This is a genomic window from Dorea ammoniilytica, from assembly GCF_025567415.1.
Classification (GTDB): domain Bacteria; phylum Bacillota; class Clostridia; order Lachnospirales; family Lachnospiraceae; genus Claveliimonas; species Claveliimonas ammoniilytica.
The window spans coordinates 109,545-136,008 of record NZ_JAOQJV010000003.1; the positions used below are offsets into that span (position 1 = coordinate 109,545).

A 26,464-nucleotide genomic window follows, 5' to 3' on the forward strand; every position below is an offset into this window, starting at 1 on the left:
TGTCCAATATTCGAAGAAAGTCTCTTACTTTTAGGAGTAACATTTTTTCTTTTATTCCCAAAAGTAAGATTCTCTATTATTATAAAAAACCTTCTTCTTGCTCATCGCTTTCTAGCTCATCAGTCGATGTTGTTAATAGTTTTGCCAATTTTTCTATTGTCGAATTTTCAAACAATTCGTTTATAGCAATTTGCTTTTGAAAGTCTTTATTAATCTCATTAACCAATTGAATTGCTTTTAATGAATTTCCACCACAGCTAAAGAAATTATCGTACACAGACACATTTTCGCCTTCCAAAACCCTCTGCCAAATTATTGCCAATTTCCTTTCTTCAGCTGTTATAGGCTCCTTTTTGCTTTTTATATGCTTGTCTTTTGATATAGCAAGTGCGCGCTTATATAAATTTCCTACATCTATCTTTCCGTTCTTGCTTTGTGGTAAGATGTTTATTTTTTCAAACTTTATTGGAACCATGTATAACGGTAATACTTTTTTTAGATATTTTTTTAATCTATCTCTGTCCACCTGCTCGTTTTCGCAATAGAAAGCTATTAAATTTTTCTTATCAACACACACAACCTTACTTTGTCTTATGCCAACAAATCTATTAATCGCAGCTTCAATTTCGCCCAACTCTACCCTATACCCATTGATTTTCACCTGATTATCCAGTCTTCCAAGAAATTCAATATTACCGTCATTCCAGTACCGTCCCATATCCCCTGTACAATACAACCGTTCCCCAGTTCTATCTAAGACAACAAATTTTTCCTCTGTTTTTTCTTTATCGTTTAAATATCCCTGCGCGACGCCATCTCCGGCAATATAAAGCGTTCCCGGTATCCAGTCAGGGCAATCTTCCATATTCTGATCCAGAACATAATACTTCTGGTTTGCAAGCGGTTTCCCATACAGAATACTCTTCCAATCTTCCGGCACGACCTCTGGGATCTCGAAATGATTGGACCAGATACTGCCTTCTGTTGCACCTCCAAGAGCAACAATCTCAACATTCTGGAACAGATTACGGATTCTCCCCGGAAGTGACACCGGAACCCAGTCGCCACTCATCATTACCAACCTCAGTGATTGTGAAGTTACCTGTCTTTGATATTCCTCATATTCAGCCAGCATTTCTACAAAAGCTGGCACGCTGTTCCATACGGTAATGTTCTCCTGATTCATCCACTGAATCCAATGTGCCGGATCTTTTCCATATTCCGGATCTGGAAGGACCAATTTTCCGCCTGCGCCTAAAATGCCAAAAACATCATAAACAGACAGGTCAAAATGAAGATTAGAAATTCCAAACGCAGTATCCTGCTCAGTAATCTGATAGCGTGCATTGATATCCAGTATTGTATTAACTGCATTATGGTGGGTAATCATTACTCCTTTCGGCGTCCCGGTTGTTCCCGACGTATAGATCACATACGCAAGATCTCCCACCTTATTCTCCTGTGCTTTGTATTCAGAATTACCTTTTAATCCCGACACAGGAATACAATCCCACTCGTGCATCCATTCGGTATCCTGCTCATCCGCCTGATTCTGCACAAGAATGATTCTTGTTCCACTGTCACGGAGAATCTTTTCAACTCGTTCTCTCGGATTATGGATATCTATCGGAAGATATGCGGCTCCGGCAAACATGATTCCATAAACAGCAACTACCTGCTCCCACCCTTTTTCCATAAATACAGCTACCGTCTCTTCTTTTTTTATTCCCATGCTCTTCAACTGCCCGGAAATGTAAAACGCCTCTTCTTTTATCTCCCTATATGTCATCCGCCTGCTGCACGTTACCAGCGCCTCCTTATCCGGGAATCTGTCTGTCGCCTCCAAAAATAATCCATCCAATGTTTTCTCTTCAAATTCAATCGCCGTTTCATTCGCCTGACGCCGTTTATCTGAAATTTCCGCTGTTACCAAACTTGCCGTTTTTTCCTGCATGATCTCCGGATGAACTGCCAGCGTATGAAGCAGGCCGGTATATGCCCGGAACATCTCATCCAGCATTCCCGGATAAAACAATTCATCTACAGAATCCCAGAACAGGCATAAGCTGCCATCCATTTCAACCACCTGATGATCCAGCCACACCTGCGGTGTCTGTGAAATGTTATAATTCAGTTTTCCAAGCCACTTGCCTTCATTCCACTGCTCCACGCCAAGACCACTGGTAAACACTACCGGCATAATAGCGCCCCGCATATTTCCAGTCTTTTTCTTTAATTCGCGCTCCAGTTCAACCGCGCCATAAGCTGTATGCTCCAGATCTTCTGTAAGCTGCTTCTGAATTGCCTTTGTCCTTTCCGCAAAATTATTCCCTGCATTCTTTATCTCCAGCAATGTCAGTGTTGTAAAATCTCCAACCAGATTGTTCACTTCCGGATGCAATTGTTTCCGGTCAAACTGCGTCAGATTAAGTGTAAAATCCTTATTACTGCTCCACAAGCGGAGAGTCTCCGCATAAGCACTCATCAAAAGAACAGAAGGCGTTACCTCCAGTCTTCCCGCCGCGTCTTTTACAGACAGCCATTCTTTCTGTGACAGTTTTGCGCTCCGGCGACAGAAACGCTGCTCTGTAATCTGGCTTTCGTTCTTTGCAAGCAGCAGATCCGGTGCGTCCGCAAAAGTCTCCACCCGGTCTTCCCAATATTTTTTATCTTTCTCATAAGCAGAGGTAGACTTTATCTGCTCCAGTCCCAGCACGTAATCCCGGAAAGACAAAGTAATCGGCATTTCCGCTTTTCCATTTCGATATACTTCTGCCCACTCATTTAAGAGATGGAACATACTCCAGCCATCAAAGATAATATTATCAAAACTGATATGGATTCTATGCTTCTGGTTCTCTATTTTAGTGATTCGCACATCAAACAGAGGCCATTCATCTGTCTGAATTACCTGATGAGACATCTCTGCCCGTTTTTCATCCAATGCCTTTTCTTTTTCTGTCACTTCCAATTGTCGGATATCCGTCACGTCAATATGATACTGTGGAGTATTCTCCAGTATGCGCTGCATACCATCCGGCTGGATAATAACACGCATCATCCCATGCCTCTGTATCAACAGATTCCATGCCGCCTCTGCGCACTCAGTATCAAGGCCGTCTGCATCCAGTTCAAAATAACAGTGCGTTGCAACATTTCCCAATTCATACAATCCGCTTCTGCCAAGCCAGTAAGCATACTGCACATCGGTTAATGGGAACGGATGATATGCTTCCTCCAGATTCGGTTTGATCTGCAGTGTATCTTCTTTCTGTTCGGACTGTTCAATAGCTTTTGCCAGAGATTTTACGGTCAGATTTTCAAAAATCGTACTGATCGTTATTTTGCAGCCGAAGGTTGTCTGTACTTCCGAGATCAACCTTGTGGCAATCAGCGAGTCTCCCCCAAGGCTAAAATAATTATCTTCAATTCCGATATTTTCATATCCAAATAATTGTTTCCAGATATCTAAAAGCTTTTCTTCTGTTTCTGTCGTTGCCTTTGAAAATCGGATAACCGCAGTTTCTTCTTTAAAATCTTCCCGCAATTGCTTCCTGTTAATCTTCCCATTGGACAATGTTGGGAGCTGCTCCATGAAATGATAGTTCTGTGGAACCATATACTCCGGCAGTTTTTCTGACAGATATTCCCTTAGTGCTCCATTATGATAGGACAGGACAGACGCCTGCTGTCTGCTGCAGCATATACATCTTCCATATCTCTCTGTCACAGCACAGTCTTCGCCCAATCCTGCCTCTGATAAACATTCTCTCCACAGCAGGCAGTCCGGGGTAACCAGCCCTGCTTCTTTTCTCTTGTCCCGAATATCCGCAAAACCCTTTTCCAAAAAAGCCGCTGTAAGTTCCTGAAGGTATGTCCTTACCACAAGGTCAGTCATCAGCAATATTCCGTTTGGCTTCAGTAATTCCGCTACTTTCTTTACCGCATCCGCAGCATCAATATTTCTATGTAAAGCATTTACCGATATCACAACGTCATAACTATGCAAGGACATCTGCTGCTTATCCATGCCTTCTTCCAGATTCAGCATCTCAAACTCGACTCTCTCATATCCCGCAAGTTCTTTCTCTGCTTCCTGCAGAAAATATTTTGAAGAATCCGCATATGTATAAGCCACGCTTACATCTTCCAGTGCATTCAAAAACTGTCTTGTAATTGCAGTGTCCCTTGTACCAATTTCTATAATCTGGAGTGGCTCTTTTCTGCGTTCTTCTGCCAGAAGCCTTAATCCCTGCACCAGTCTTTCCACTGTTTCCTCGCAGCCCGGAATCCTCCGAAGCAGCATATTCGGAGCCAAAGCCGGCTCTTTCTGGTAGAATACGTCCAGCGGAACTTCATTCCCAGTAACCATATGCTTCAGATACGGCTTCAGTTTCTTAAAATACGTTTCCGCATCTCCAGCTTTTTCCGGTACAGCCACTTCCTTCCCGGTACGCGATAGTCTGCCGTCCTCTTCTCTCAGGATTCCTTCCTTCTTTAAAATTTCCAACCATCTTGCCACAGTATTCTTCTGTGTTTCCGTAATGCTCCCTTTTTCAAAAATTTCCTTTTGCGAAAGAACTTCCTTCTCTGATACAAAAATGCCTAACTCTATGAGTGTCTCCAGCATAAGCTGTACACATCTCTGGTCTGCATAGGCAAGGAAATTTTTGTATGCTGTCTTCCGTTCCTGCTGCATCTGCCAATTGCTGACATCATCCTTCAGTTCTTTCCAGCCTCCGCCAAAGATATCTGTGCCGTACAAATACGTTGTAACTTTAGAATCTTCCTGTATCGGCGCTCCGATATAAGCAGCCAGCGTTTTATTGCCATGACCATCACTAACTGTATCAACAACTGCATGAGCCACACCCGGAAACTCCTGAATCGCATGTTCAATTTCTCCCAATTCAATCCTGTGTCCGCGGATCTTTACCTGATGGTCTTTTCTTCCCAAAAATTCAATTGTCTCATCATCCCAGATTCTTCCGAGATCTCCGGTCCGATACCATCTTCCATACTGATCTGTGATAAATTTCTGCCCCGTAAGCGCAGAATCTCCCCTATATCCTTTTGCTACACCAAAACCGCCAATCCAGAGTTCGCCTTCTGCCCAGTAAGGGCAATCCCTTCCATACTCATCCACAACACGATATGCCTGATATCTGAGTGGCTTTCCATAAGGAATAGATTTCCAGTTTTTCGGCATCGGCAGGGTAACATTCTGATAATTGGACCAGATACTTGCCTCTGTAGCTCCTCCCATAGCGACAAACTGGCAATCCTCTGTCCATGCCGCAACCCTCTGCGGGAGATCCATCCCAATCCAATCTCCGGAAAGCATAACCGCCCTGATCGGCAGTTTCTGTTTCATGGATTCCGCCCGTATCAAAAGCATATCCAGAAGCACCGGCACTGAATTCCAAACGGTAATCTGATATTTCAACACTTGTTCCAGCCAGTAATCCGCATTCCTTCTCTCCTGCTCTGGAAGCAATACCAATGTTCCTCCTGCGCCTAAAATTCCAAAAACATCATATACCGACAGGTCAAAATCCATAGCTGATACAGCCAGCGCCCGATCTGCACTTGTCACATGGTACTTTTCATTAATATCCTGAACCGTATTCCATGCGCTTTCATGCGCAATCTCTACACCCTTCGGAACACCTGTAGAGCCTGACGTCATGATGATATAGGCGCTGTCCTTCGGCGACACCTCTGGCAGTCTCACATTTTCCTGTCCCTCTTCCATACCTTCCATCACAAGGATTTCCGTACCTTCCGGCCAGTCCAGTTTTTCGGATAATTCCCGATTCGTGACCACATAGCGGACTCCCGTCTTCTCATGGATTAACGCTCTCCGATCTTTAGGCTGGCTTAAGCTGACCGAAAGGTATGAATTTCCGGAAAGCAAAATTCCTAATGCCGCCTCGATCTGTTCTATCCCGCGCGGCAGGGTAAGTGCAACTGGGACTCCCTTAATATCCTTTTCTGAAATCCCTGCCGCCACTGCTGTCGCCCGTGCTTTTAATTCCCCATAGGAAACCGATCTTCCGCTTCCCGCATCAATAAGCGCAATATCTTCCGGGCAAACTTCCGCATGGTTCATAACAGCCCAATGCAGGCATTCCACACGCTCCGGCACTCCTGTACGCGCTGTATCTTCAATTTCTCTTTTTCTTTTTTCAGGAAGCACATCAAATCGCTGATTCCAGTCCTTCTTTCCCAATTCATGCAGAAGATTCTCAAAACACTCCAGCATATCCGGGATCATATTCTCCGGGAATAACTTATCCACGCTGTCCCATGTAAGCTGTACGCCATTTTCATCTTCATAACTCTGGAAGTCATTCCACACCTGCGGCGTTTGGGAAATCATATAGGAAAACTGCCCCAGTTCTTTCCGGAACGTATCATTTACCAACGGCGTTCCCAGATTGCAGGCAAAAACAACCGGCGCCACTGCCGATGCGTCTCCATACATCTGTGCAAGGTCTCTCTGGACTTGCACGCCAGAATATGCCGTATACTTCATATCCTCATGGAGCTGCTTCTGGATCCTGTCTAGCAATTCTGCAAACGTCGGATTCCCTTCGCAGTCAATCTCCAGCAATAACAGTGTAGTGAAATCTGCTATCACGTCTTCCAATCCCTGCTGCTCTGTTTTCCGGTTAAACAATGGAATATTAATAAGGAAACGATGATTCCTGCTCCACCGTTCCAAAACCGTCGCATATGCAGTAAGAAGAACCATTGCCGGAGTTGTCTGGTATTCCTTTGCCCGTACTTGCAGATGAGCCCACTCTTCCTTGCCAATCCTTACAATCCTGCGGTTGAATACAGTCTTTGTCACTTCCTGCGGCCGTTTTGCCAGTGGCAGGCCTGGCCCTTTCGGCAAATGTTCCAAGCGTTTTTTCCAGTATCCTTCTGCATTGTTTCTCTCTTCCTTATCTTCCTCTTTTTGCCGTTCCAGATAAGAAGCAAAATTCCACCCTTTTGATTCTGCCGGAAGGCTTTCTCCGCGATAGGCAGCCGCCAAATCCCTCAATAAGATCTGCAAACTCTGTACATCGGCAACCAAAAGTGCCATATCCACGTGCATGCGTGCCCTATTTTCAGGAAAAAGCGTAAGCTCTATTCCTGCCACTTCGCCTTCCTCGATCTTTAGCTTCCGATGGGATAAACGTTCTCTGACAGATACTGCCATTACCTCTGCTTCCTCAGATGACATCCGTGAAAAATCATGAACCTTTATTTTTTCACAATACGGCTTATCCAGGATTTTCTGTGTCCCATCTTCCAAAAAGCAGGCACGCAGCATGGGATGATGATACTGCAGCACATTCCATGCTTTTTCCAGACGCTCCGGATCTATATTTCCCCCATCAAACTCTAAATACGCATGACAGTCTATTCCTCCAAGAGCCTGTTCTTCATCCCTGCCAACCCAATATGCATACTGTACGTCTGTTAAAGGAAACGGCTGTTTCATATCCTTTTCCGGCGTTATCTTAGATTCTTGCGCCCGTTTTTTGCCCGCTTTTTTCTTCATGCTGCGCTGGATCAGCGCCCACCAGCCTTCAAGGGTAGGATTTTCCATCAATGAACCGAATGAAACCTTAACCCCCTGTTTTCTCCACTGGTTTACCAGACGCATGATCGTCAGGGATGAAAGCCCAAGCTCCAGCAGATTTTCGGAATCCCCCAAATCTCTGGCTACCGGCAGCTTTTGTTTGATCTGTTCCTTTATCTCTATATATTCCATGATTCTGTCTCCTTCTATTTTTCCTGCGCCATCCGTTCTAATGCTTTCTTATCTATTTTTCCTACGCTGGTCAGCGGCCATGTCTCTACCCGTTCTATCTGATCCGGCATTTTATACGCCGCAATGCCTATTTCCCGCAGGAACCTGTGGATTTCCTGTAAATCAATCCCGGCTTCATCATCGGTCACAAGGAATGCACATATCCGGTTTCCAAGGGTTTCATCCGGAACGCCGACAACGGCTGCCTCTTTGATTTTCGAATGCCTGCAAAGGTAAGCTTCAATCTCTGAAGGCATGATCTTTTCTCCGGCGCGGTTAATCTGCTCTTTGATCCTCCCGCCCAAACGTAACCTTCCGTCTTTCGTCCACATAGCTTTATCGCCCGTCCGGTAAAATCCGTCCGGCGTAAAGCTCTTTTTATTCGCTTCCTCCGCCATATAATAACCATCAATCGTATACGGGCCTCTGGATAATAATTCCCCAAAAACTCCTTCCGGTACGGCCTTATCTTCTTCATCCACAATCTTCACTTCATCCGCAGGAGACACCGGAGTTCCCTGACATCTTGCGATCAGGGAACCTTCATCCTCCGGGCTAGTAAAGGACAGTAGCCCCTCCGCCGTACCAAATACCTGCATCAGTTTACACGGCCATTCTTCAATGATCTTATCCGCAAGGGAATCTTCCAGCATTGCGCCGCCCACCTGCAAAATCCGCAGGCTGGATATATCATAATTTTCATCCCATTCCAGCATTTCCATGCACACAGTAACCATAGCAGGAACCAATGCCGTTATCGTGACACCTTCCTCTGTAATTGCGTCAAGGATATCATCCGGGCTGGTCGCAGACGCAAGCACAACTTTTCCTCCCACGTCCAGCGTGCCTAAAAGCCCCGGGCAGCATAATGGGAAATTATGAGCTACCGGAAGAGACGCCAGATAAACGTCACTGCTATCCAAGCGGCATCTCTTCGCGGACATGCGGGCATTATACATATAATCCGTATGGGTGCGCGGAATCAGTTTCGGAACCCCTGTCGTCCCGCCGGACAGCAAAAGCACCGCCGTTTCATACCCATCCACAGCCGGAAATGCTCCATTTTCTCCACACGTTTCCGCAATCATTCCACTGATATCCCCGGATTCGCTATCTACAAATATATGCCGGATACATGAATATTTCTCTTTCATCGCATTTGCCATCGGCACATATGAAAATCCCAGATATTTCTCCACCACAATATAAGCGGCCGGCTTTGCCAGTTCAATAATTCCTTCCAGTTCCGCCTCCCTGTGGGCCGGCAGCATCATGATTGGCACCGCCCCAATCTTGGAAAGCGCAAAAAACACGATCACAAAAGAAATCCTATTCGGAAGCTGCACAAGCACTTTGTCTCCCTTTAAAATCCCTTTACGCAGAAAAGCTGCCGCAAGACAATCTGCTTTTTGCTTTAATTCCATATAACTGATCTCGTCTTCGCTGTCCGTGACCGCAGTTCTTTCTCCATATTTTTCCGCCCACTTATCAAGCTGCTCTCCAAAGCCGCATCGTTCCCATCCTTCCAGATGCTCGTATTTGCTCATATCCTTCTTATAACTCATTTGATTTGTCTCCTTTCTTATGCGCCGCCACATACGCAGCATATCCCTCAATCTTTACCGGATACAAATGCCATCCCTGGCCTTTCCTGCCTTTTTCTGTAATTTCCCCGTTTCTGACAGAGAAGAAATCCATTCCTCTTCCCAATCCAATACCGATCGCTTTTACATACGCTTCTTTCGCCGCCCAATACTGGAAAAACAGTTCCGGTCCCTCATTTATTACATCTTCCGCTTCTTCTGCCGTATAGAAATTCCCGGCTATCTCCCTGTAATCCGGGCATCCTGCCATTTCCTGCACATCCACTCCGATATCCATTCCGACAGCGAATCCCTCCAGTATGAATTCCCCCGAATGCGAAATATTAAAATTGACTGTCTGCTTTCCTGCGATTTCTTTATGATAAGGCTTACCCAGTTCATTGACAGAAAAATCAATCGTTTCCATATCTAAGTATCTTTTTAAGAGGATCCGCACGACAACCTTCCCGGCTATATAACGCATCCTGTCTTCAGGAAAACGGAATCTTCCGGCTTGCTCCAATTCCTGCCCACTCAGGATATATTCATGGTTCTTCCAGAAATCTGTCATTTCAGGCCAGCGGATACACCATATATGTATCTCATTTTCACGGATATAAAGTTTGTCTGCTGACAGAAATTCCTTTTCTCCGTATCGTTTAATCTCCATTTTTCATTCTCTAAAGCAGTCTCATGACCTCACTTATTACTTCGTCTTCACAATCCCGCAGATAAAAATGTCCTCCCGGAAATATCCGGTAGTTAAAATCATTGTCCGTATACTTTCCCCATTCCAAGATCGCACTCTCATCCGCTTCTCCGTCCTTTTCTCCGCCAAATGCAGCGATAGGCGTATGCAGCACTATTCCCGCCTTGTCATAATACGTTTCATCCATGGTAAAATCTGCCCGCAGCATAGGCAGAAAGAAATCCAGCAATTCCTGGTTCTCCAGTACCTCCTTGGGCGTCCCTTCAAATCTCCCCAGTTCCCTCTTAAACTCTTCATCCGGAAGATGATAGATTGGATTTGGCTCCGGAATACTAGGAACCCGGCTGCCGGAAATAAACAGGCATTTTGCAGTATATCCCGCTGCCTCCAACCGTTTTTCCAGCTCATAGGCGATCTTCCCACCCATACTGTGTCCCCATAAGGCATACGGTCCGTACACAACCTTTCTTACAGCCTCTTCCAGGTCATCTAACATAACCGACATATCTATATACGGTTTCTCCATGATCTGTTCTTCCCTTCCCGGAAGCTGAACTGGGCATACCGTTACTTTCCCCTGCATCTTTTTCGCCCACTGGTTATAAGCAGAAGCACCGCCTCCTGCAAACGGCAGGCAGAACAAGGTTATTTTCTCTTTGTTGATATTTTCTGTATTTTTTATCAATTTCAAATTCACTTTTATATTCCTCTTGTATCATGTTCTTTTTGTTCTGTTTATCATCCTTTTGCAATACGCTTTTCCCAGGTATTTCTTATTCCTATCATGGATTAGTTCACTCTAACTCTTTATCAAAAAAAATTTTGGTCCATCCTAATATTAAACCAGACGCCAAAACAATATGCGCTACCATAATCCCGTTTACGATCAGGGAATATCCAATCACAGAAAAAACACCTGCTATCGCGCATTCAATAACTAAAATTACCCTCGCGCGCATCCCATAAACTTTTTTCTCTTTCGCATCCAACTTCTTGCTGCTGGCATCTACCGGCGCCATGATAAATATAACGCCAACCGCGACAAACCATATGATCCGCATTTGCCATATTACAGCCGGAGCAGACGCCAGATACAGACTGCATAGAAGGACAAGGATACCGGAAACAGCCATGCAGCCCCCTGCCTTTTCCAAATGAATCCCTCCGGCATACTGCCTTAAAACAGTAAAGGGCAATAAAAAGACTATCATCTCCATCCAATTCCCCGTTATGATGCCAAGTATGACGATGATAAGGTATATTACCACCCTGCCCAGCAGTACGCCGTAAGCATATTCATACAGCCTGCGGTCTTTCTCTTCAAGAATCCCATTCCTGCTTTGTAGTTCAAAAAGCCGACCAGCCATTTTTTTCCACACTAGAATTTCCTCATTTTCTTAACTTCTTCCGGCTCATCTTCCTGATAGTACAGCCAGTTGCACGCCAGATTTGCCGTATACGCCGTCAAGCAGAGTGCAAGACAGTTTACAGCTCCAAGCAGTTTGATTCCCAGGTTTTTTCTGATTATTTTTTTCATAGTTACAAAGCCTCCTTTTTTCCGAAAGTTTACACAAAAATCGCCCTCTTTTCAATTACCGTGGCAAAAACGGTAACTTTTTGGGCGATTTTTGCACATCTTTATTTTATTGTAAAGATAAGCTTAACAGAGAACTCCCGTTCTCCGGCCTCCACTCTCATAATTCCCGCATACTTTTTAACCAGTTTTCCCACCGTATGCAGTCCGATCCCGTGACTGTCTGCATCTCTTTTGGTGCTTATGTACCGGTCCTTGTCCTTTAACAGTGGAACAACATACCCGTTGCAAAATTCCATAACAAGGAAATGTTCCTCATTTCCCATATACATCCTGCATTCCACATATCGGCCATCTTTTGTCTTTTCTGCCGCTTCCAGTGCGTTATCCAAAAGATTACCTACGATTGAGATCATATCCAGTTCTTCCAGAAAGTCCAGCCTGAGATCATTACCCAGAGTAATCTTATAGGAAATATTTTTAGATTCCGCAAGGAATTTCCTTTCGCACAGGATGCTGTTCAAGATCGGGTGTTCGCAATACACACCTTTTTGAAGGCTCTGAATCCGGACACCTAAATGTTCCATAATCTCCTTAACCTCTTGATTTTCTCCTTCTTCCATCAAACCGGCTACTGTACAAATGAATTTATTTATATCGTGTAAGAATGCCCTGTTATCCTCATTGACCTTATTCATATACTGTAAATTAGCAATCTCCGCCCTGCTTTTCTGGTAAAGCCGGTCCATCTTCTTCACTTCTTCTGATTTCTCTACAAACCGGTCAAACACTGAGAAAATGAAGATATTCGTCAATAGCAGCAGCGAAGCTCCTACCGGAACCATAACCCTGTTCATTCCTTCAAAAGAAATATTTGAATAAAACACACATCCTAATATAATGATCGTAGCGGTTGGCAGCATGAGCAGCACAGTAAAAGTTTTATTCTCAATCGTCAGATAATCCCTTTTTCTCGTTACCTGATTAATGCATTTAATAAACAGAAATGTCATGGTACTCATCAGTAGTAGCGCTAATGTTTTTTCTATTTCCGTCCCAAAACCCTCAGATGCACCAGTCACGCCATACGCATTCGTAAGCGTTGCAAAGAGAAATTCAGGAATAATTGCCAGCACATAATAGCAGCATACTATAACCAGCTTCTTCCATATATTTCCCCGGAACACAACCATTGACACAATCATATACGTTACCGGAATCATTACCATATTAAATATTGAGGATTCCAAGTGGTTGATTCCGAGCATTATCAGCGCTACGACAAAATATACGAGAAATTTTCCCCAAAAGTTTTCTCTTCTGTATGGAAGCATGTTCTTTTCCAGATCTTCCAACAGATACATCTGAAGAAGGCAGATCAAAAAATCTCTTACTATCATACCATGCCGTTCCTTTCCCCAAGAAACATGATCAGAGCGTCAGCAAACTGACCTTTTCTCGACCTTGAAACATTCAATTGGATTCCCATCTGTAGCAGCGCCACATTCTTTTCCAATCCTTCCACTTTCGCCAGATTTACAATATAACTGTTATGTGCATACTCAAATCCCCTTCCGGCCAGACGTTCATATAAATCGCCTAAAGATTCCTTACAATGTATCTCATCTATCTCCCCCTGCCTAGCAACGTATATAGAGCAACCCCTTTTCGCCAGACAGATATATAAAATGTCTTCCGTATAGATACGAATTACTCTTCCCGCTGATGTAACCGTCACGGAAGAATCTCCACAGTGCAATTTTACTTTTGATAAAATCGCAGGGATTTCCCTTTTCAGACTTCTGTCATGCAAGTCTTTCATAATATACCGGAACGGCTGCCCAATATTGATGCTGTCTGAAGTCGGCTCAAAGTATCCGGAGCAGAACACCAATATCGCTGCTTCATTATATTCCCTCAGCTTCAGTACTGTTTTATTTCCATCCAATCCAGGCATACGCATATCCATAAAAATCAGATCATGCAAAATATCCGCATCTTCCAATAATTCTTTTCCTGATTCATATTCATAAAACCGTATCTCATTCGAAGACAGAATCCCTTCCGTTTCTATGACCGTCTTTATTTTCTCCCTGTATTCTTTATCATCGTCGCAAATTGCTATTTTACACATATTCATCCTCCAGTGTTAGTTTCTTCTAACCCTTTCCCATAAAAAAACCATCTTGCAGAATCTGAATCCTAAGATTATTTACCTGTTCCTATAACTCCGGTTCCAAATCTGCAAAGATGGGATCTTCAAAAAATTCCTGTATTGTAATATCCAATCCATCGCATATCTTTTTAATTGTAACTACGCCAGCATTCCTGCTTTGTCCATACAAAATATTTTTCAGTGTTGAAGGCGGGACGCCTGAGCGCACCGCCGCTTCATTCACTGTGATATCTTTCTGCTTAATCAGATCGTTTAACCGATATATGACCGCTGTTTTTATATCCACGGTATCGACCACCTTTTTTTCTTCTATTTTATATAAATCGGCTTTAAAAGGTCGCCCATATATAGTCTTTTTGATCTATGCACGATATTTTTTTAACAGTTTTTCTTATTCTAGCAGAAATCCGCTAAATTTCTATATTTTATTAGATACATGAAACCCTGTGAGAACATTTCTGATCCTACGCAGGGTTTTCCACTTTGTTATAAAATTTTTATATTTTGCAGTATGCTGGATCGGGGTTATCATTCAACTTTCCTTCTGCTGCCGATTGTAAAAACATATTTTTACGAATAAATATTCAGCAGTTCTTCCGGAGAAAGCAGTGTAATCCAAAAGGAAAGAAAATCCTTTTTATTCCTTGTCACAATCGCATCACACTGATTCTCCTTCGTACAAGTTGCAAGTAGGCAGTCTTCAAAATCAGATACTCTCTGCAAATAAGCAGGCAGCACATCTTCGTTCGTCACTGTCAGCACTTTTGCTATGTCCAAAACGGAGCCAAGTGCCTTTCTATAAATTTATACCGTTCTTACATCCCGATCAGCTCCTCTCTCCAGCTCATCTTTTCCCTGCTTTTCTTGGATTTTTCTCTTATTGATTTCCAGTCGTTCATGAATAGATGGCTTCTTTGCCTTCGTAGTTGCTTTATTCTTTTCTGTTTGCATACTCGAAACTACCTTTTTCACAGCTTTGTCATTATCCCCTTTTGTCACATTCGCTGCTCTTGACGCTTCTACTCTGCTGTCCTGCTTTTCTGCAACCTGCCGTTCCTGCTTTTCCTGCACACTTTTTTCTTCCAGACTGCAAAAGCTCTGCAAATATGGCAGCACATGGTTCTGCATATCGGTCAGATCTTCCATACACTTCTGAAACTCTTCATTTCCCTTGTTTTTCAGATAACCAATCCAGCTTTCATCCGTAAGTTTCAGTTCATTTTGGAGTTTCAGCTGACTTAAAATACCGCCATTTCCTGTTCCAATATCTATTTTCCCTTTGAAATGTTGCATCATTTTATCGCCTTTTTCCGCATAATATATAGTAAAAAACATCTGGGCTGTTACCATCGGCTCATCCGTCCTCGGATTACGGTCTGCGTACCATTCCTTATCCTTCTGTGCAGTACGGGAATCCAGATCTGAGAGCTTCTGACAGCGTGGTTCCATCAGCTCTCGCTTTTCACAGTAATTCACATACACCATCGGCTCTGTTTCTTTGGATATATCTGGTTCGTAGGATTTCAGCCGTTCCAGCAAAACACCTGCCCACACGGACTGCTCACAGTCTTCTTCAATCACATCCTTCAGAAAGGAAATATAAGAACCAACATTTCCACTTTGCAGATCCAGCATGACTTCCTGTATGGTATCCTGCCCTGGCTCTACATGGTCCCGATAGTCATACGGATCGAAGTCTTCCGCAATCTCATCCAATGCTGCTGCCAGTTCTTCTGTTGTCATTTTTTTCGGATACATTGCCTCACGCACATCCTGAATCGGGATATATTTATAATCAGGCAATGCTTTATGAATCTTCTCCAAACCTTCACGCACCACCGGCTGATCTTTTAAAAACCGCACATTATCCAAGAAGTCGCCGTGTATCGTTGTTCCCATTACAATTAACAGTTCTGTTTCATCAAACAAGCTATCCTCCGGATCACGATAAATAATCCCCATTCCACTGCCTTTATAAGCGTTTTCCGGATCTTCTCTGTACTTCTCATAGATTGCTGCGATTTCTTTCACATCTGTGCTTTTCTCATAAGCTCCCATATCATGAATTTCATCACATTCTGCAGCATAATATTCCAGATAAGCTTCTTTCTTAGGCGGCATATTATTGAGTACATTATCAATCATGTTATAATTGGCCTCTTCCAGTTCCTCCACCTTTGCCAATGGCTTATATTCGCCCTGGCTTTTCTGAATCTCTGCCATTACAACTTCATCCATTTCTTCTACTTTCTCCATCAACCGATCATAATCTCCACGGATGCGTTCTCCAGTCCAGCCTTCGTCTTCCAAAAGTTCCTCCGCCGCTTCTTCAATAGAAATTTCATCATTCTCATAAACGCCACCATCCATCAAGCGGAAATCTTCATCGTAAAAGGAATAATCATATCCTTCTTCTGTTCTCTGAATAGCAAAGTAACGTTCTCCTACCTCATATGCCAGTTCACTAAGGACCTGTTCTTCCAGATTCAGGAAAGAATCTAGCTGTTCAAAACTGATACTGTCTACAAAATGAGCAGTTACTTTTTCCCCGTCATTCAGAACTACGATATCACTGACAGACAGGGAATGCCCACGGAAATCTTCCGGTCTATCAATGTTGAATCTTTCAAAAATATCATCCAGTGACATATTTCCTGATAATTCACCAACATAGACCAGCTTGTAATCTTCTTTTTTTATCTTCATACCATGACTTTCAATAAAACTCATATTCATAAAAGCATAGTTTTCGCCCGGTGAATCATCCCGGATCTGATAAATACCAAATACCCTTCTTGTTCCTAACAACAGGTTTGCTTCTTTCAATGACTGAATCTGTGGATATTTCTGCATTTCCCATTCCAGGTTACGGAAACGCTCCAGTTCTGTCATAGACATCTGATAATGCTCTGGTCCTCGTTCAATTTCCATACGTTCTGTGACATACATCGGTGATGAAAAATTAGTGATCAGATAGATATCTGCTCCTGCATCGTATAATTTCAGTGCTTCTTCCTGCTCAATGACACTCATAGGCTCCTGAAATGCTCCTAAATTTTCTTCTGCATAATCTAGGTTGTTATCCTTTATCCGTTCCCACATCTGCAATTCCATTCCAAACAAACCGTCGTGTGCCTGTATCATTTCTTTACTCGCATATTCACCTTTACTGCCATCACTTCCAAGGCAATAAATCTTAGAACCCATTCTGTGATAATCCAAGGCTGCTTCTTTTCTAAGTGGCACCATATCTTCTGCTGTATATCCATAGTCACGTAATTCCAGCTTACCTATGGTTGGATCCAGCAGTTCTTGAATATCCATTCTTGCGTCATCCAGCAAATCCTCTACACCTTCTTGATCTGCCTGACTCACTGCATCTGCCAGATTTCTTACCAAATTCCTAACTTTCTCTTCCTCGCCGATCAGATTCGCATATTCAAAAATCTGTTCTTTTACATCTGTTGAAAATTCTATATCTCTACGCTCTGCCTGAGCAATCCGTTCCTGCGTATATTCCTGCATTTTCTGCGTTTCTTTTCCTGTTATCATACTTCTCGCCATTCAAATTCCTCCTGTGTTCTAAAAAATGGCATAACAGGCAGAACCTTCTTCTACCAAATTATGCCATCTTTCCTGTTTATTTATTCCAGACCGAAGTCCCGTTTTCTGTTTTCCTTGCCAGTTTCACTTTCCCGCTGACTCTTTTCTTTATAAATCTGCAGTTTTTCATGGATAGAACCACGTGTCGGTCTTTCTTCTTTCTCATCTGATTCAGACACCTCTGTTTCTGCATCTTCCCGTTCATCCATATTGAGCAATGCATTTAATTCTGACAGTCGCTCCAGTTTCTGGTTCAACTCCTCTTCTTTTGGAAATGGCTTTCCAACCTCTTCTTTTGCATTTGCAAGCTGTTCATATACTGTTTCCAGTCTTTGTTGTGCTTCTGAAAGCTTCTCTGGATAACTGTCCAACAGATTGTTGATACGAGTAATATTTCCAAGTGCATCTGCTCCAAGATGAACTTTCGAGACAGCCTCATGTTTGACAGATAGAATAAATTCTTTACTCCATCCATCAAACTGAATCCTCATATTGAATCCCTGATAGTTTCCGATATCCATCGCAGCATCTACAGCTTTAATATCTTTACATACCGCCAGAAGTGCTGCTCCTGCCTCTTTCTTTTCTGTGAACTCTTTGCCGCCAATCTCCATAGTAAACTGCTCTGGATCTGTGATTTTATGCTCTGAGTAATGAGCGATGTCTGCCTTGTAGCTGTCAATGATTTCTGTCAGTTTTGCAATCTGTTGTGGAAAATTCCTTGCAATATCATCTTCCAGGCGGTACTGGTTATTCATGTGGTTGGCTTTTAAAAGTTTTAATTTTGCCACATCAACATCCAATGCCATCTTCTCTTTTACTGCTGGATTTCCGGTTGCAAGAGCTTTGACCTCTGCATAGGAAAGTGCCGCTTCGTCCACATCTTCACAGCTTCGCACAGGTGCTTTGCTGGTCATAATCTGAGAAATGAATTTCTGCTTGTTCTCAACCAACTGCCACATGTAGCTGTCAAATGTGGATTCAGTTACATACCGGAAGATATGAACCTTTTTATTATGATTTCCCTGACGGATAATACGCCCTTCCCTCTGTTCCAAATCAGATGGTTTCCAGCCAATATCCAGATGGTGCAACGCAATCAGACGGTCCTGCACGTTGGTCCCGGCACCCATCTTTGCTGTTGAGCCAATCAAAAAACGAACCTGCCCGGATTTCACTTTTCCAAACAGCTCCGTCTTCTTTGCTTCTGTATTTGCATCATGAATAAAAGCAATCTCTTTTTCCGGTACACCTTTCGCTATCAGTTTCTGCTTCAAGTCATCATAAACATTGAAACTGCCATCACCTTTCGGTGTGCTCAAGTCACAGAAAATCAATTGTGCAGATTTCTGTGCTGCCGTGTCTTTCCAGATCTCATAACTTTTCTCTGCACAGACTGATATTTTGCTTTCTGGATTATCTGGCAATAATTCGTTCACCAAACGCTGATCCAATGCCAATTTTCTTCCATCATTGGTAATTTTCAGCATATTATCAACCGAAGCATCTACCCCTCCGTTTCTGACAACTTCTGCACGTTCCCCCAGACTTTCTACGATTTCTTTCTGCTGTTCCGTTGGTTTCAGCACCACTGTTTCATATTCCGCCTCTGGCACAGGAAGCTTTAACTGATCGGAAGTCTTGATATCTGCAATCTCCTTAAACATATTCATCAGTTCCGGAATATTATAAAATCTTGCAAATCTTGACTTTGCACGGTAGCCTGTTCCTTCTGGTGCAAGCTCAATGCTCGTGACTACCTCGCCAAAGGTGGAGGCCCAGGAATCAAACAGTCCAAGTCCCATATTTTGTAATTTGCTGTTCTGCAGATACCTCTGCATAACATATAATTCCGTCATGCTGTTGCTAATCGGTGTGCCCGTAGCAAAGGTAATGCCTTTTCCTCCGGTAATCTCATCCAGATACTGACATTTATTAAACATATCCGCCGACTTCTGTGCTTCATTCTGTGCAATCCCGGCTACATTTCTCATTTTTGTATAAAGAAATGCGTTTTTATAACTGTGTGCTTCATCTACATATAAATGATCCACTCCCAGTTCTTCAAACGTAACTACCTGATCTTTTTTCTCTTTCTGATTCAGTTTCTCCAGCCTTGTCTGCAATGTTTTTCTTGTCTTTTCAATCTGTTTGACGGTATAACGTCCACCATCCTGTTCATACCTTGCACTCTGGATTGCCATTTCCAGATCATCAATCTGCCTCTGAAGCATGGCTTCCTGTTTCTCATCAGAGATTGGAATACGCTCAAACTGGGAATGACCAATAATAACAGCATCGTAATTTCCCATAGCGATTCTGGCACAGAACTTCTTTCGGTTTGCCGGTTCAAAGTCTTTCTTGGTTGCTACCAAAATATTTGCTCCTGGATATAACTGCAGGAACTCCGCTCCCCACTGCTCTGTCAAATGGTTTGGCACAACAAAGAGATTCTTTTGTGATAATCCCAGACGTTTGCTCTCCATTGCCGCCGCTACCATTTCGTAAGTCTTCCCAGCTCCTACTACATGTGCCAGAAGCACATTATCACCGTATAACTGATGTGCGACTGCATTTTTCTGATGCGGACGAAGCTCTATTTCCGGATTCATTCCTGGAAAACTCAAGTGACTACCATCATATTCACGGGGACGGATACTATTGAAACGCTCATTGTACACGCTTACCAGCCTTTCTCTCCTCTGCTGATCCTTAAAAATCCAATCTTGGAATGCAGCCTTCAAGGCATCCTGCTTTTGTGATGCCAACATAGTTTCTTTTTTATTCAAAACTCGCACTTCATCCCCATTGTCATTTACGACTTTATCATAGATTCTAACATCTTTTAGATTCAAGGTATCTTCCAGAATCCGGTAGGCATTTGCTCTCTCCGTTCCATACGTTGCATAAGCAAACGCATTTCTTGGACTGTCGGCGTTCTTTCCTGTAATCCTCCACTCACCATTTACCTCAGAGAATTTTACCTGTATTTCCTTCTGTGCAAGATACCTCGGCGTATGAAGCAGTTCCACCATAAAATCCTGATAATCCGAAGGTTCAATCCAGGTGGCTCCAATACGCACTTCAATCTCCGACGCTTCCAGATCTCTTGGCTGAACTGCCTCCAATGCACGCACATTCGGTGTGAATTCCGGATGATTCTCTGCAAAAGTTCTCGCTGTATTTAATTTATCTCTGACGTTTCCAGACAGATATTCATCTCCGCTTTCCCACTGGTCTGTCAGTGGATTTTTGAAGATAACTCCAACCAGCTCTTCTGTGATTTTCTCTTCGGTCTTTCCGGTCAACTGTGCCATATATGGAAGATCTATTTTAGCCTTTTCATTTAGGGACAGAGCAAGTGCTTCTGTGGCTGTCTCCACACTTGTCACAGCGACCGCCTTTTTAATGGTTCGTTTGGTGAACATGTCCGCTTTCCGCTTCAATGTTCCATCTTCATTCAAGTCTTCCAGGGAACACAGCAGACAATAAGAAGAGTCATCAGAAAATGCACGTTTGTTAGCATTACTTCCAATAACTCCATACTTTGCTGTGTAGGTATCATACACCTGATTCAGTTTTTTCTGCTGTTTCTGGATTTCTTCGTCTGTGACAAATTCTTCCATCTGCATGGCGATCAGTTCACGAACGGTATCACGGATTGCAACCATGCCTTTTACACGTTCTGCAGTGACTGCAGGCATTTTCACCTGATTCATCAAAGAATTGACACGGTAATATACCTGATCATCTACCACCGTATAGCTGTAATTTCGGACATTCGGATCTGCCGGAATACTCTCTGGCATCTCATCCAGTTCTGCCTCTATATCTACTGCCGCTACCATGCTTCCTCTGATGTGTTTTACAGCTTCTTGTAACTGTAATTCCAGATCAGCTCCTTCCATTGGAGCACAGGTTGTTTCCATACCATACGGACCGGACACTTCTTTCATCTCACCAAGAATCAATCCCGGATGCTGAACAAAATACTTGTTAATGGTAATCCCATTTGCATCACTCTCCAAATTCACCCAGTCTGGCATCTCTTTTGTGAAACTCTCACGCTTCTGGAAAAACAAAATATCAGCACTGACTTCTGTTCCTGCATTTGCCTTAAAAGCTGTGTTCGGCAGTCGGATAGCCCCCAGCAGGTCTGCACGCTCTGCCAAATATTTCCGGACTTCCGGTGATTCCTTGTCCATAGTTCCCTTTGTTGTGATCAACGCAGCTACACCACCTGGACGTAACTGATCTATAGTCTTGGCAAGAAAGTAATCATGAATCATAAAATTGTAGCGGTCATATTGACGGTCATTGACCTTATATGCACCGAATGGCACATTTCCGATTGCCACGTCAAAGAAATCATTGGGATAATCCGTCTTCTCAAAGCCTTTGATCTGGATATTGGCATCTGGATAGAGAAGTTTAGCAATTCTGCCACTGATGCTGTCCAGTTCCACTCCATAGAGTTTGGACTGGTTTAGATTCTCTGGAAGCTTTCCAAAGAAGTTCCCGACTCCCATAGATGGCTCCAGGATATTTCCCTTTGTAAATCCCAGATTCTCCAACACCTGATACATACTTTCAATCACAATCGGCTGTGTATAATGAGCATTTAATGTGGAAGCTCTGGCTGCAGCATATTCTTCCGGTGTAAGGACGGTCTTTAATTCCAAATATTCTGTCTCCCATGCAGATTTTGTCTCATCAAATGCATCTGCAAGACCTCCCCAGCCGACGTACCTGGATAAGATTTCCTGTTCCTCTGGTGTCGCATTGCGGTTCTCATCCTCACATTTTTTTAACAGCTGAATAGCCATAATATTGGCTCGGAATTTCTCCTTCGGTGTTCCCTGTCCAAGTTCATCATCTGTGATATGGAAGTTCGTTGCTGGAATCAGTTCTGCTATTCCGTTAATCTCTTCCAATGATTCTTTTTCTTCCAATACCTCAGCTTCTCCCGACAGTTCTTTTTCTTTTTTATCATAATCTGTCCACACACGTTTAGAAATAGCAGTAAAATAGGAAGACTCTTCCTCCATGATTTCTTCCTTGATTTCCCGTAATTTATCTAAGGTATCCGCATTTACTGTTTTGTTGTGATAATGATAATAAAGTACTTCTTGTCCAAGTTTTACATCCAGACGTTCCAATTCTTGTGTTGACATTCGCTCCCAAATATCATCTTTTTCCGTATGAATCGTGAAACCTTCTCCATCATCATGATATTCTAATGTGTATTGAAGTCGATTCTCTTCTCCCTTAACTTTGCAAGCAAAATCATAGATTTTTGTTCTGGTACCGGACATATATTCTGAATCAACTAGTCGCAGATCCGTTATATCTTCCGCTGTAAAAGAATCCTGTTCCAGCTGTTCTCCTAACATCTGCTGTGCTTCTTCCAGGTCTGCCAGTCTTTGTGCTTCCTGTCGTTCTTCGTACTTTTCCATTTCTTCCGGTGACAAATAATCATCTGTGCGGATTAACTGGCGAACACGTTCTGCAACCTTGTTCCACTTTAATAAAACTTCTACCTCTGGACTGCCAATTTTCCCTTTTGCAAGTTTTAATCCTTTTGCATCATGGGATGCGTCGGAAGCATCTGCTCCTGGTATTCCGGGTGAGGAACCACCTGTTCCATACTCATTTTTCAGGAACTCAGCTGCATCTTTCATATCATGATGTTCCATGAAATACTCATAGATTCGGTTACGTCCTCCTGCAGTAATGCCGCCTCTTCTTAACACTGCGTCAATTTCATCCTGTGTGATAAAGGATAGTGCCGGACGTTCGACCGTAAATTTCTGGTCTACCCAGGAACGCTCCCTCTGAAGATCCTGAAAGCGTTGGAAATATTCCGGATTATGCTGAATCTCCCAGCGGTGATAATCTCCCGGATTCTCATCCATATATTTCTGCAGCCATTCAAAACGATAGACAATCGCATCTGCTTCCTCTTGATCTGTCCATGCTCCACTCACTACATCCTGCCAGTCTGAATATGATTGTTTCTTTTCCCAGTTTCTGCAAGTATCCCGAAAATGAAGTGCAAGAAGATTGGTCATTTCTTCCTGCTCCTGTTCAATGGCATTATTGGAAATCAAATTATCCACGTAATTTCCATCCTCATACATATCCCGAATTCTGTTCGCTGCTTCTTCCCACGTAACCATGCGGTCAAAGTTTCTTCTGGCAGAGTCCCCTCGCCGGATACGGATACCATCATTGTCATACCAGATACTGATTTTCTGACCATCTATGGTAAATCCTTTGCCACCAGTTCCATATTCATCTTTCAGAAAACTCCGCATTTCTTCATTATCCAGACCTTCAATCAGTCTTGCTGTAATATGAAACAGTGTATTTTTCTGTCCGCTTCCCGTGCGGAGAATATCATTTACCACTTCATCGGAAATAAGAAAAGCGGCTGGCTGTTCCAATGCAGCTGCCGCTTTCCTTATTTCTCCTAACTGTTCCTCTTCTGTTGGGAACAGACTTAACTGTAAATAATCTCCTGAATCACCAGCTCCTCTGCCTGTGCCTTGATCTGGTTCATGTGTCTGGTCCATGCCATCCCGTCTGCCATTTTGTCCGGTGCCGGATCTTTCTCCAGAAGTTCGTTCATCAGGTCGTCTACTCTCTGTCTTGCCTGGCTGTCGATCTCCATCAGATGACTGTCCAGACGGTTCTGCAGTGTCAGAATGTTGAACCTGGCTACCTTGTGATTTCTCAGATACTCTTTCCGCATCATTCCGTACTTGCCGATGGTTCCTCTCGTCTCTTCCAGGCTGATATCTGGAATCTGATACTCTCCGTTCTGGCTGTAACTGATCTCTCTCATAGTCTGTTTCCTCCTTTTTTTCTTCTCTATCTTCTGTGTTATCTGTATTACTTTCACGCATTAACGTGTTAAATTCATTATAGACTACTTCTTTTTCTTTTGCAACCGTTTTCAGGTCATTTTCCAGATTATTCAGCACATATCGTCCAATCTGCATCAGGACTGGTCTGCTGATCTCATTGACTGCACTTCCCAGATGTCCTAATACTATCAGCTGATTAAAGTCCGTAATATGCCGAAAATCCTCTGCATCCAGATATTCCTGTGCATCCAGTCCACACCGGTTTAGTAATACATACCAGACACTATTGGTCATCAGTTCCCGAAATTCGACTTCCTGATTCTGTTCGTCCAGTTCTTCCAGAAATGTCCCTGTTACGTCCAGTCTCAGTTCTTCCAATGCATCTGGAAGCCATTCTTGCATACTCTCCTTCGCTGCCTGATGCAGACTTTCAGCAAGTCCTCCTTCTGTATCTTCCAGTGATAACTGCTCCTGCAGATAATCTGCCACCAGCTGTTCTCCTTCCACCGGAAGATTCCATAACTGAGGATCCTTTCCAAGATTCCGCACTTTATAAGTGTCCTGCACATCAAATACATACCGAAGTTTCGTTTTCGGTCCGGAAGTATTGTCAATCAAGGCAATCCCTTTGGATCCCTTTTTGATCCAGCGGTACATCTTCTGATTCCAAATTTCCATGGATGCTACGGCAGTTGCTTCCGGTCGCTGTGCATAAATTAAAAGCTGTTCTGGAAAAGTGTATTTGTACAGTCTGGATGCAGTGTTTAGGAACCGCATCCATTCCTGCGGACTGGCAGCTACATCTTTTGCCACCTCTTCCGTCAGCTGTTCCATTGCATATAATTTATTTGCCATGCGCTACTCCTTTTCATAAAATCAGGGACTGCTTAGCACAGTCCCCTTAAAATCATCGTTGTTACTCTTTATAATGCTGTGGCAAGCTCTTTTGACTTATTCTTTGGCACTTTGTCTCCCTCTTTTGCCTTGATTTCTGCCTTGGCTTTTTCCAGTCTTCCATGGATTCCACCTTTTACTTCCACTTTTTCGGCTGCTTTTTCTTTCTCCAAACGAGCTTCCCTACGCTCAGCATTTTCCATTACTGCGGTCTTTTTATCACAGAACTGAACCTTATCCGAAAGCTGTTCCTGTCTTTCCACCTGTGTCTCATTGACTTCCTGTACCATCGCATTTAATTCCGGAACCTGAAAAATGCCGTTATCAGGAAGAATCAGCACTTCATGAATGGAAGATGGGATGACAAAGTAATCACTTCCCAGGCATTCCCCAATCTGTTTACGAATATCTTCCTGCAGTAACAGGGAAGCTCCATTCATCTTAGCTTTGTTTGTCAGACAGAACATTGGGTTTTCCATGGCTTCCATATCCATTTTTTCATTCAGCAGGTTTTCTGGTTCTTCACCAAAAATCATAGATTTGATAATCTCATTCATATCCATAAGTGTGACACCACGTTTTCGGTCTGCCACCATCGCATTCGCTTGAATCTGTTCGGCAGATACTCCCCACTCGTTCATCAGAGAAACAGTTACCGGAATACTGCTGATCCCTTCTCCATTTTCCTCCAGATTTACTGCATAATAAGCTGCAAAATCTCCGTGTTCTGTGACTACTTTATCTGCAAGAAGATCGGTATTCCATTCCTTATCACAAATTCTCATCTGTAATTTGTCCTTCATCTTTTCATAATCCAGAATATCCGTAACTCCCATATCAAAAAATTCTGCTTTTCCCTGTGCCTCAATACGCATATCAGCCACATCGCCAACACAAGAGTCTACATCTTTTCCATGGATATATTCCTGGTAGAGGGAATCCAGATAGACTGTCGGTACGATTCTCTGATCTCCGTTTGGAATCGTAATACCTGTCAACTTCAACCCGTTGTTTTTTTCTACTTCCTGCAGTTTAATTTCTGCGTCCTTGTAAGACTCTGGCAGATACTCCTTTACATTGTCTTTGACATATTCATAAAATTCTTTTCTGTTCATCATACGCTTTTACCCCTTTCTGATCATGTGATGGTTCATTCTTTTTCTGCTGATCATCTGCTCGGCTTTCTTCTGATAAGCCATCATTCTCTTTAAAGTTTTCTCCTGGTTTTTTCGTGCTTCCTGTCTTTTTTCCATTGCTTTCATCATAGTTTTCTATTCCTTTCTGTGATT

At 43.1% G+C, this 26,464-nt stretch carries 14 protein-coding genes; all 14 read right to left on the reverse strand.

Annotated features, from left to right (window positions below):
- Window positions 1–79: 79 nt before the first annotated feature.
- On the reverse strand, window positions 80–7,768 hold the full coding sequence (locus OCV65_RS04210) for a non-ribosomal peptide synthetase (protein WP_055057319.1): 7,689 nt from the start codon (window positions 7,766–7,768) through the stop codon (window positions 80–82).
- A 14-nt stretch (window positions 7,769–7,782) separates the two neighbouring features.
- Window positions 7,783–9,372 (reverse strand): (2,3-dihydroxybenzoyl)adenylate synthase, encoded by a 1,590-nt coding sequence (locus OCV65_RS04215; RefSeq protein ID WP_055057318.1) that lies wholly within the window; start codon window positions 9,370–9,372, stop codon window positions 7,783–7,785.
- A complete protein-coding gene (locus OCV65_RS04220) occupies window positions 9,362–10,060 on the reverse strand; it encodes a 4'-phosphopantetheinyl transferase family protein (protein ID WP_055057317.1) in 699 nt (232 codons plus the stop codon). Before OCV65_RS04220 ends, OCV65_RS04215 begins: the two co-directional genes overlap by 11 nt.
- A 10-nt stretch (window positions 10,061–10,070) precedes the next feature.
- Window positions 10,071–10,796 carry a thioesterase II family protein gene (locus OCV65_RS04225; RefSeq protein ID WP_055057316.1) on the reverse strand — a complete coding sequence of 242 codons (726 nt, stop codon included), beginning with the start codon at window positions 10,794–10,796 and terminating at the stop codon, window positions 10,071–10,073.
- A 97-nt stretch (window positions 10,797–10,893) separates the two neighbouring features.
- Window positions 10,894–11,478 carry an accessory gene regulator ArgB-like protein gene (locus OCV65_RS04230; RefSeq protein WP_005344227.1) on the reverse strand — a complete coding sequence of 195 codons (585 nt, stop codon included), beginning with the start codon at window positions 11,476–11,478 and terminating at the stop codon, window positions 10,894–10,896.
- On the reverse strand, window positions 11,478–11,636 hold the full coding sequence (locus OCV65_RS04235; RefSeq protein ID WP_005344225.1) for a cyclic lactone autoinducer peptide: 159 nt from the start codon (window positions 11,634–11,636) through the stop codon (window positions 11,478–11,480). Before OCV65_RS04235 ends, OCV65_RS04230 begins: the two co-directional genes overlap by 1 nt.
- A gap of 101 nt (window positions 11,637–11,737) precedes the next feature.
- Window positions 11,738–13,033, reverse strand: coding sequence for a sensor histidine kinase (locus OCV65_RS04240; RefSeq protein WP_055057315.1), 1,296 nt, complete (start codon window positions 13,031–13,033; stop codon window positions 11,738–11,740).
- Entirely contained in the window at window positions 13,030–13,767 is a 738-nt protein-coding gene (locus OCV65_RS04245; protein ID WP_055057314.1) for a LytR/AlgR family response regulator transcription factor, read from the reverse strand. The genes OCV65_RS04240 and OCV65_RS04245 overlap by 4 nt, the downstream gene beginning before the upstream one ends.
- Before the next feature lie 88 nt (window positions 13,768–13,855).
- Window positions 13,856–14,095: a helix-turn-helix domain-containing protein gene (locus OCV65_RS04250; protein WP_008688092.1), complete on the reverse strand. Its 240-nt coding sequence runs from the start codon at window positions 14,093–14,095 to the stop codon at window positions 13,856–13,858.
- Window positions 14,096–14,379: 284 nt separating this feature from the next.
- Window positions 14,380–14,586, reverse strand: coding sequence for a PIN domain-containing protein (locus OCV65_RS04255; RefSeq protein ID WP_024728263.1), 207 nt, complete (start codon window positions 14,584–14,586; stop codon window positions 14,380–14,382).
- A 27-nt stretch (window positions 14,587–14,613) separates the two neighbouring features.
- Window positions 14,614–17,373, reverse strand: a complete 2,760-nt coding sequence (locus OCV65_RS04260; protein WP_055057313.1) for a YodL domain-containing protein — start codon at window positions 17,371–17,373, stop codon at window positions 14,614–14,616.
- A gap of 80 nt (window positions 17,374–17,453) precedes the next feature.
- Window positions 17,454–25,136, reverse strand: a complete 7,683-nt coding sequence (locus tag OCV65_RS13560; RefSeq protein WP_055057312.1) for a DEAD/DEAH box helicase family protein — start codon at window positions 25,134–25,136, stop codon at window positions 17,454–17,456.
- A gap of 68 nt (window positions 25,137–25,204) precedes the next feature.
- The gene (locus OCV65_RS04270) at window positions 25,205–26,293 is read right to left on the reverse strand and encodes a DUF5688 family protein (RefSeq protein ID WP_055057311.1); all 1,089 of its coding nucleotides are present in this window, start codon (window positions 26,291–26,293) and stop codon (window positions 25,205–25,207) included.
- Window positions 26,294–26,299: 6 nt separating this feature from the next.
- Entirely contained in the window at window positions 26,300–26,440 is a 141-nt protein-coding gene (locus tag OCV65_RS04275; RefSeq protein ID WP_166460071.1) for a hypothetical protein, read from the reverse strand.
- Between the last annotated feature and the right edge of the window lie 24 nt (window positions 26,441–26,464).

Coding starts and splice junctions, on each gene's coding strand:
- OCV65_RS04210 (WP_055057319.1), bottom strand. CDS start 7,768: ATGGAATATATAGAGATAAAGGAACAGATCAAACAAAAGCTGCCGGTA.
- OCV65_RS13560 (WP_055057312.1), bottom strand. CDS start 25,136: ATGGCAAATAAATTATATGCAATGGAACAGCTGACGGAAGAGGTGGCA.
- OCV65_RS04260 (WP_055057313.1), bottom strand. CDS start 17,373: ATGGCGAGAAGTATGATAACAGGAAAAGAAACGCAGAAAATGCAGGAA.
- OCV65_RS04215 (WP_055057318.1), bottom strand. CDS start 9,372: ATGAGTTATAAGAAGGATATGAGCAAATACGAGCATCTGGAAGGATGG.
- OCV65_RS04275 (WP_166460071.1), bottom strand. CDS start 26,440: ATGATGAAAGCAATGGAAAAAAGACAGGAAGCACGAAAAAACCAGGAG.
- OCV65_RS04270 (WP_055057311.1), bottom strand. CDS start 26,293: ATGATGAACAGAAAAGAATTTTATGAATATGTCAAAGACAATGTAAAG.
- OCV65_RS04220 (WP_055057317.1), bottom strand. CDS start 10,060: ATGGAGATTAAACGATACGGAGAAAAGGAATTTCTGTCAGCAGACAAA.
- OCV65_RS04235 (WP_005344225.1), bottom strand. CDS start 11,636: ATGAAAAAAATAATCAGAAAAAACCTGGGAATCAAACTGCTTGGAGCT.
- OCV65_RS04240 (WP_055057315.1), bottom strand. CDS start 13,033: ATGATAGTAAGAGATTTTTTGATCTGCCTTCTTCAGATGTATCTGTTG.
- OCV65_RS04245 (WP_055057314.1), bottom strand. CDS start 13,767: ATGTGTAAAATAGCAATTTGCGACGATGATAAAGAATACAGGGAGAAA.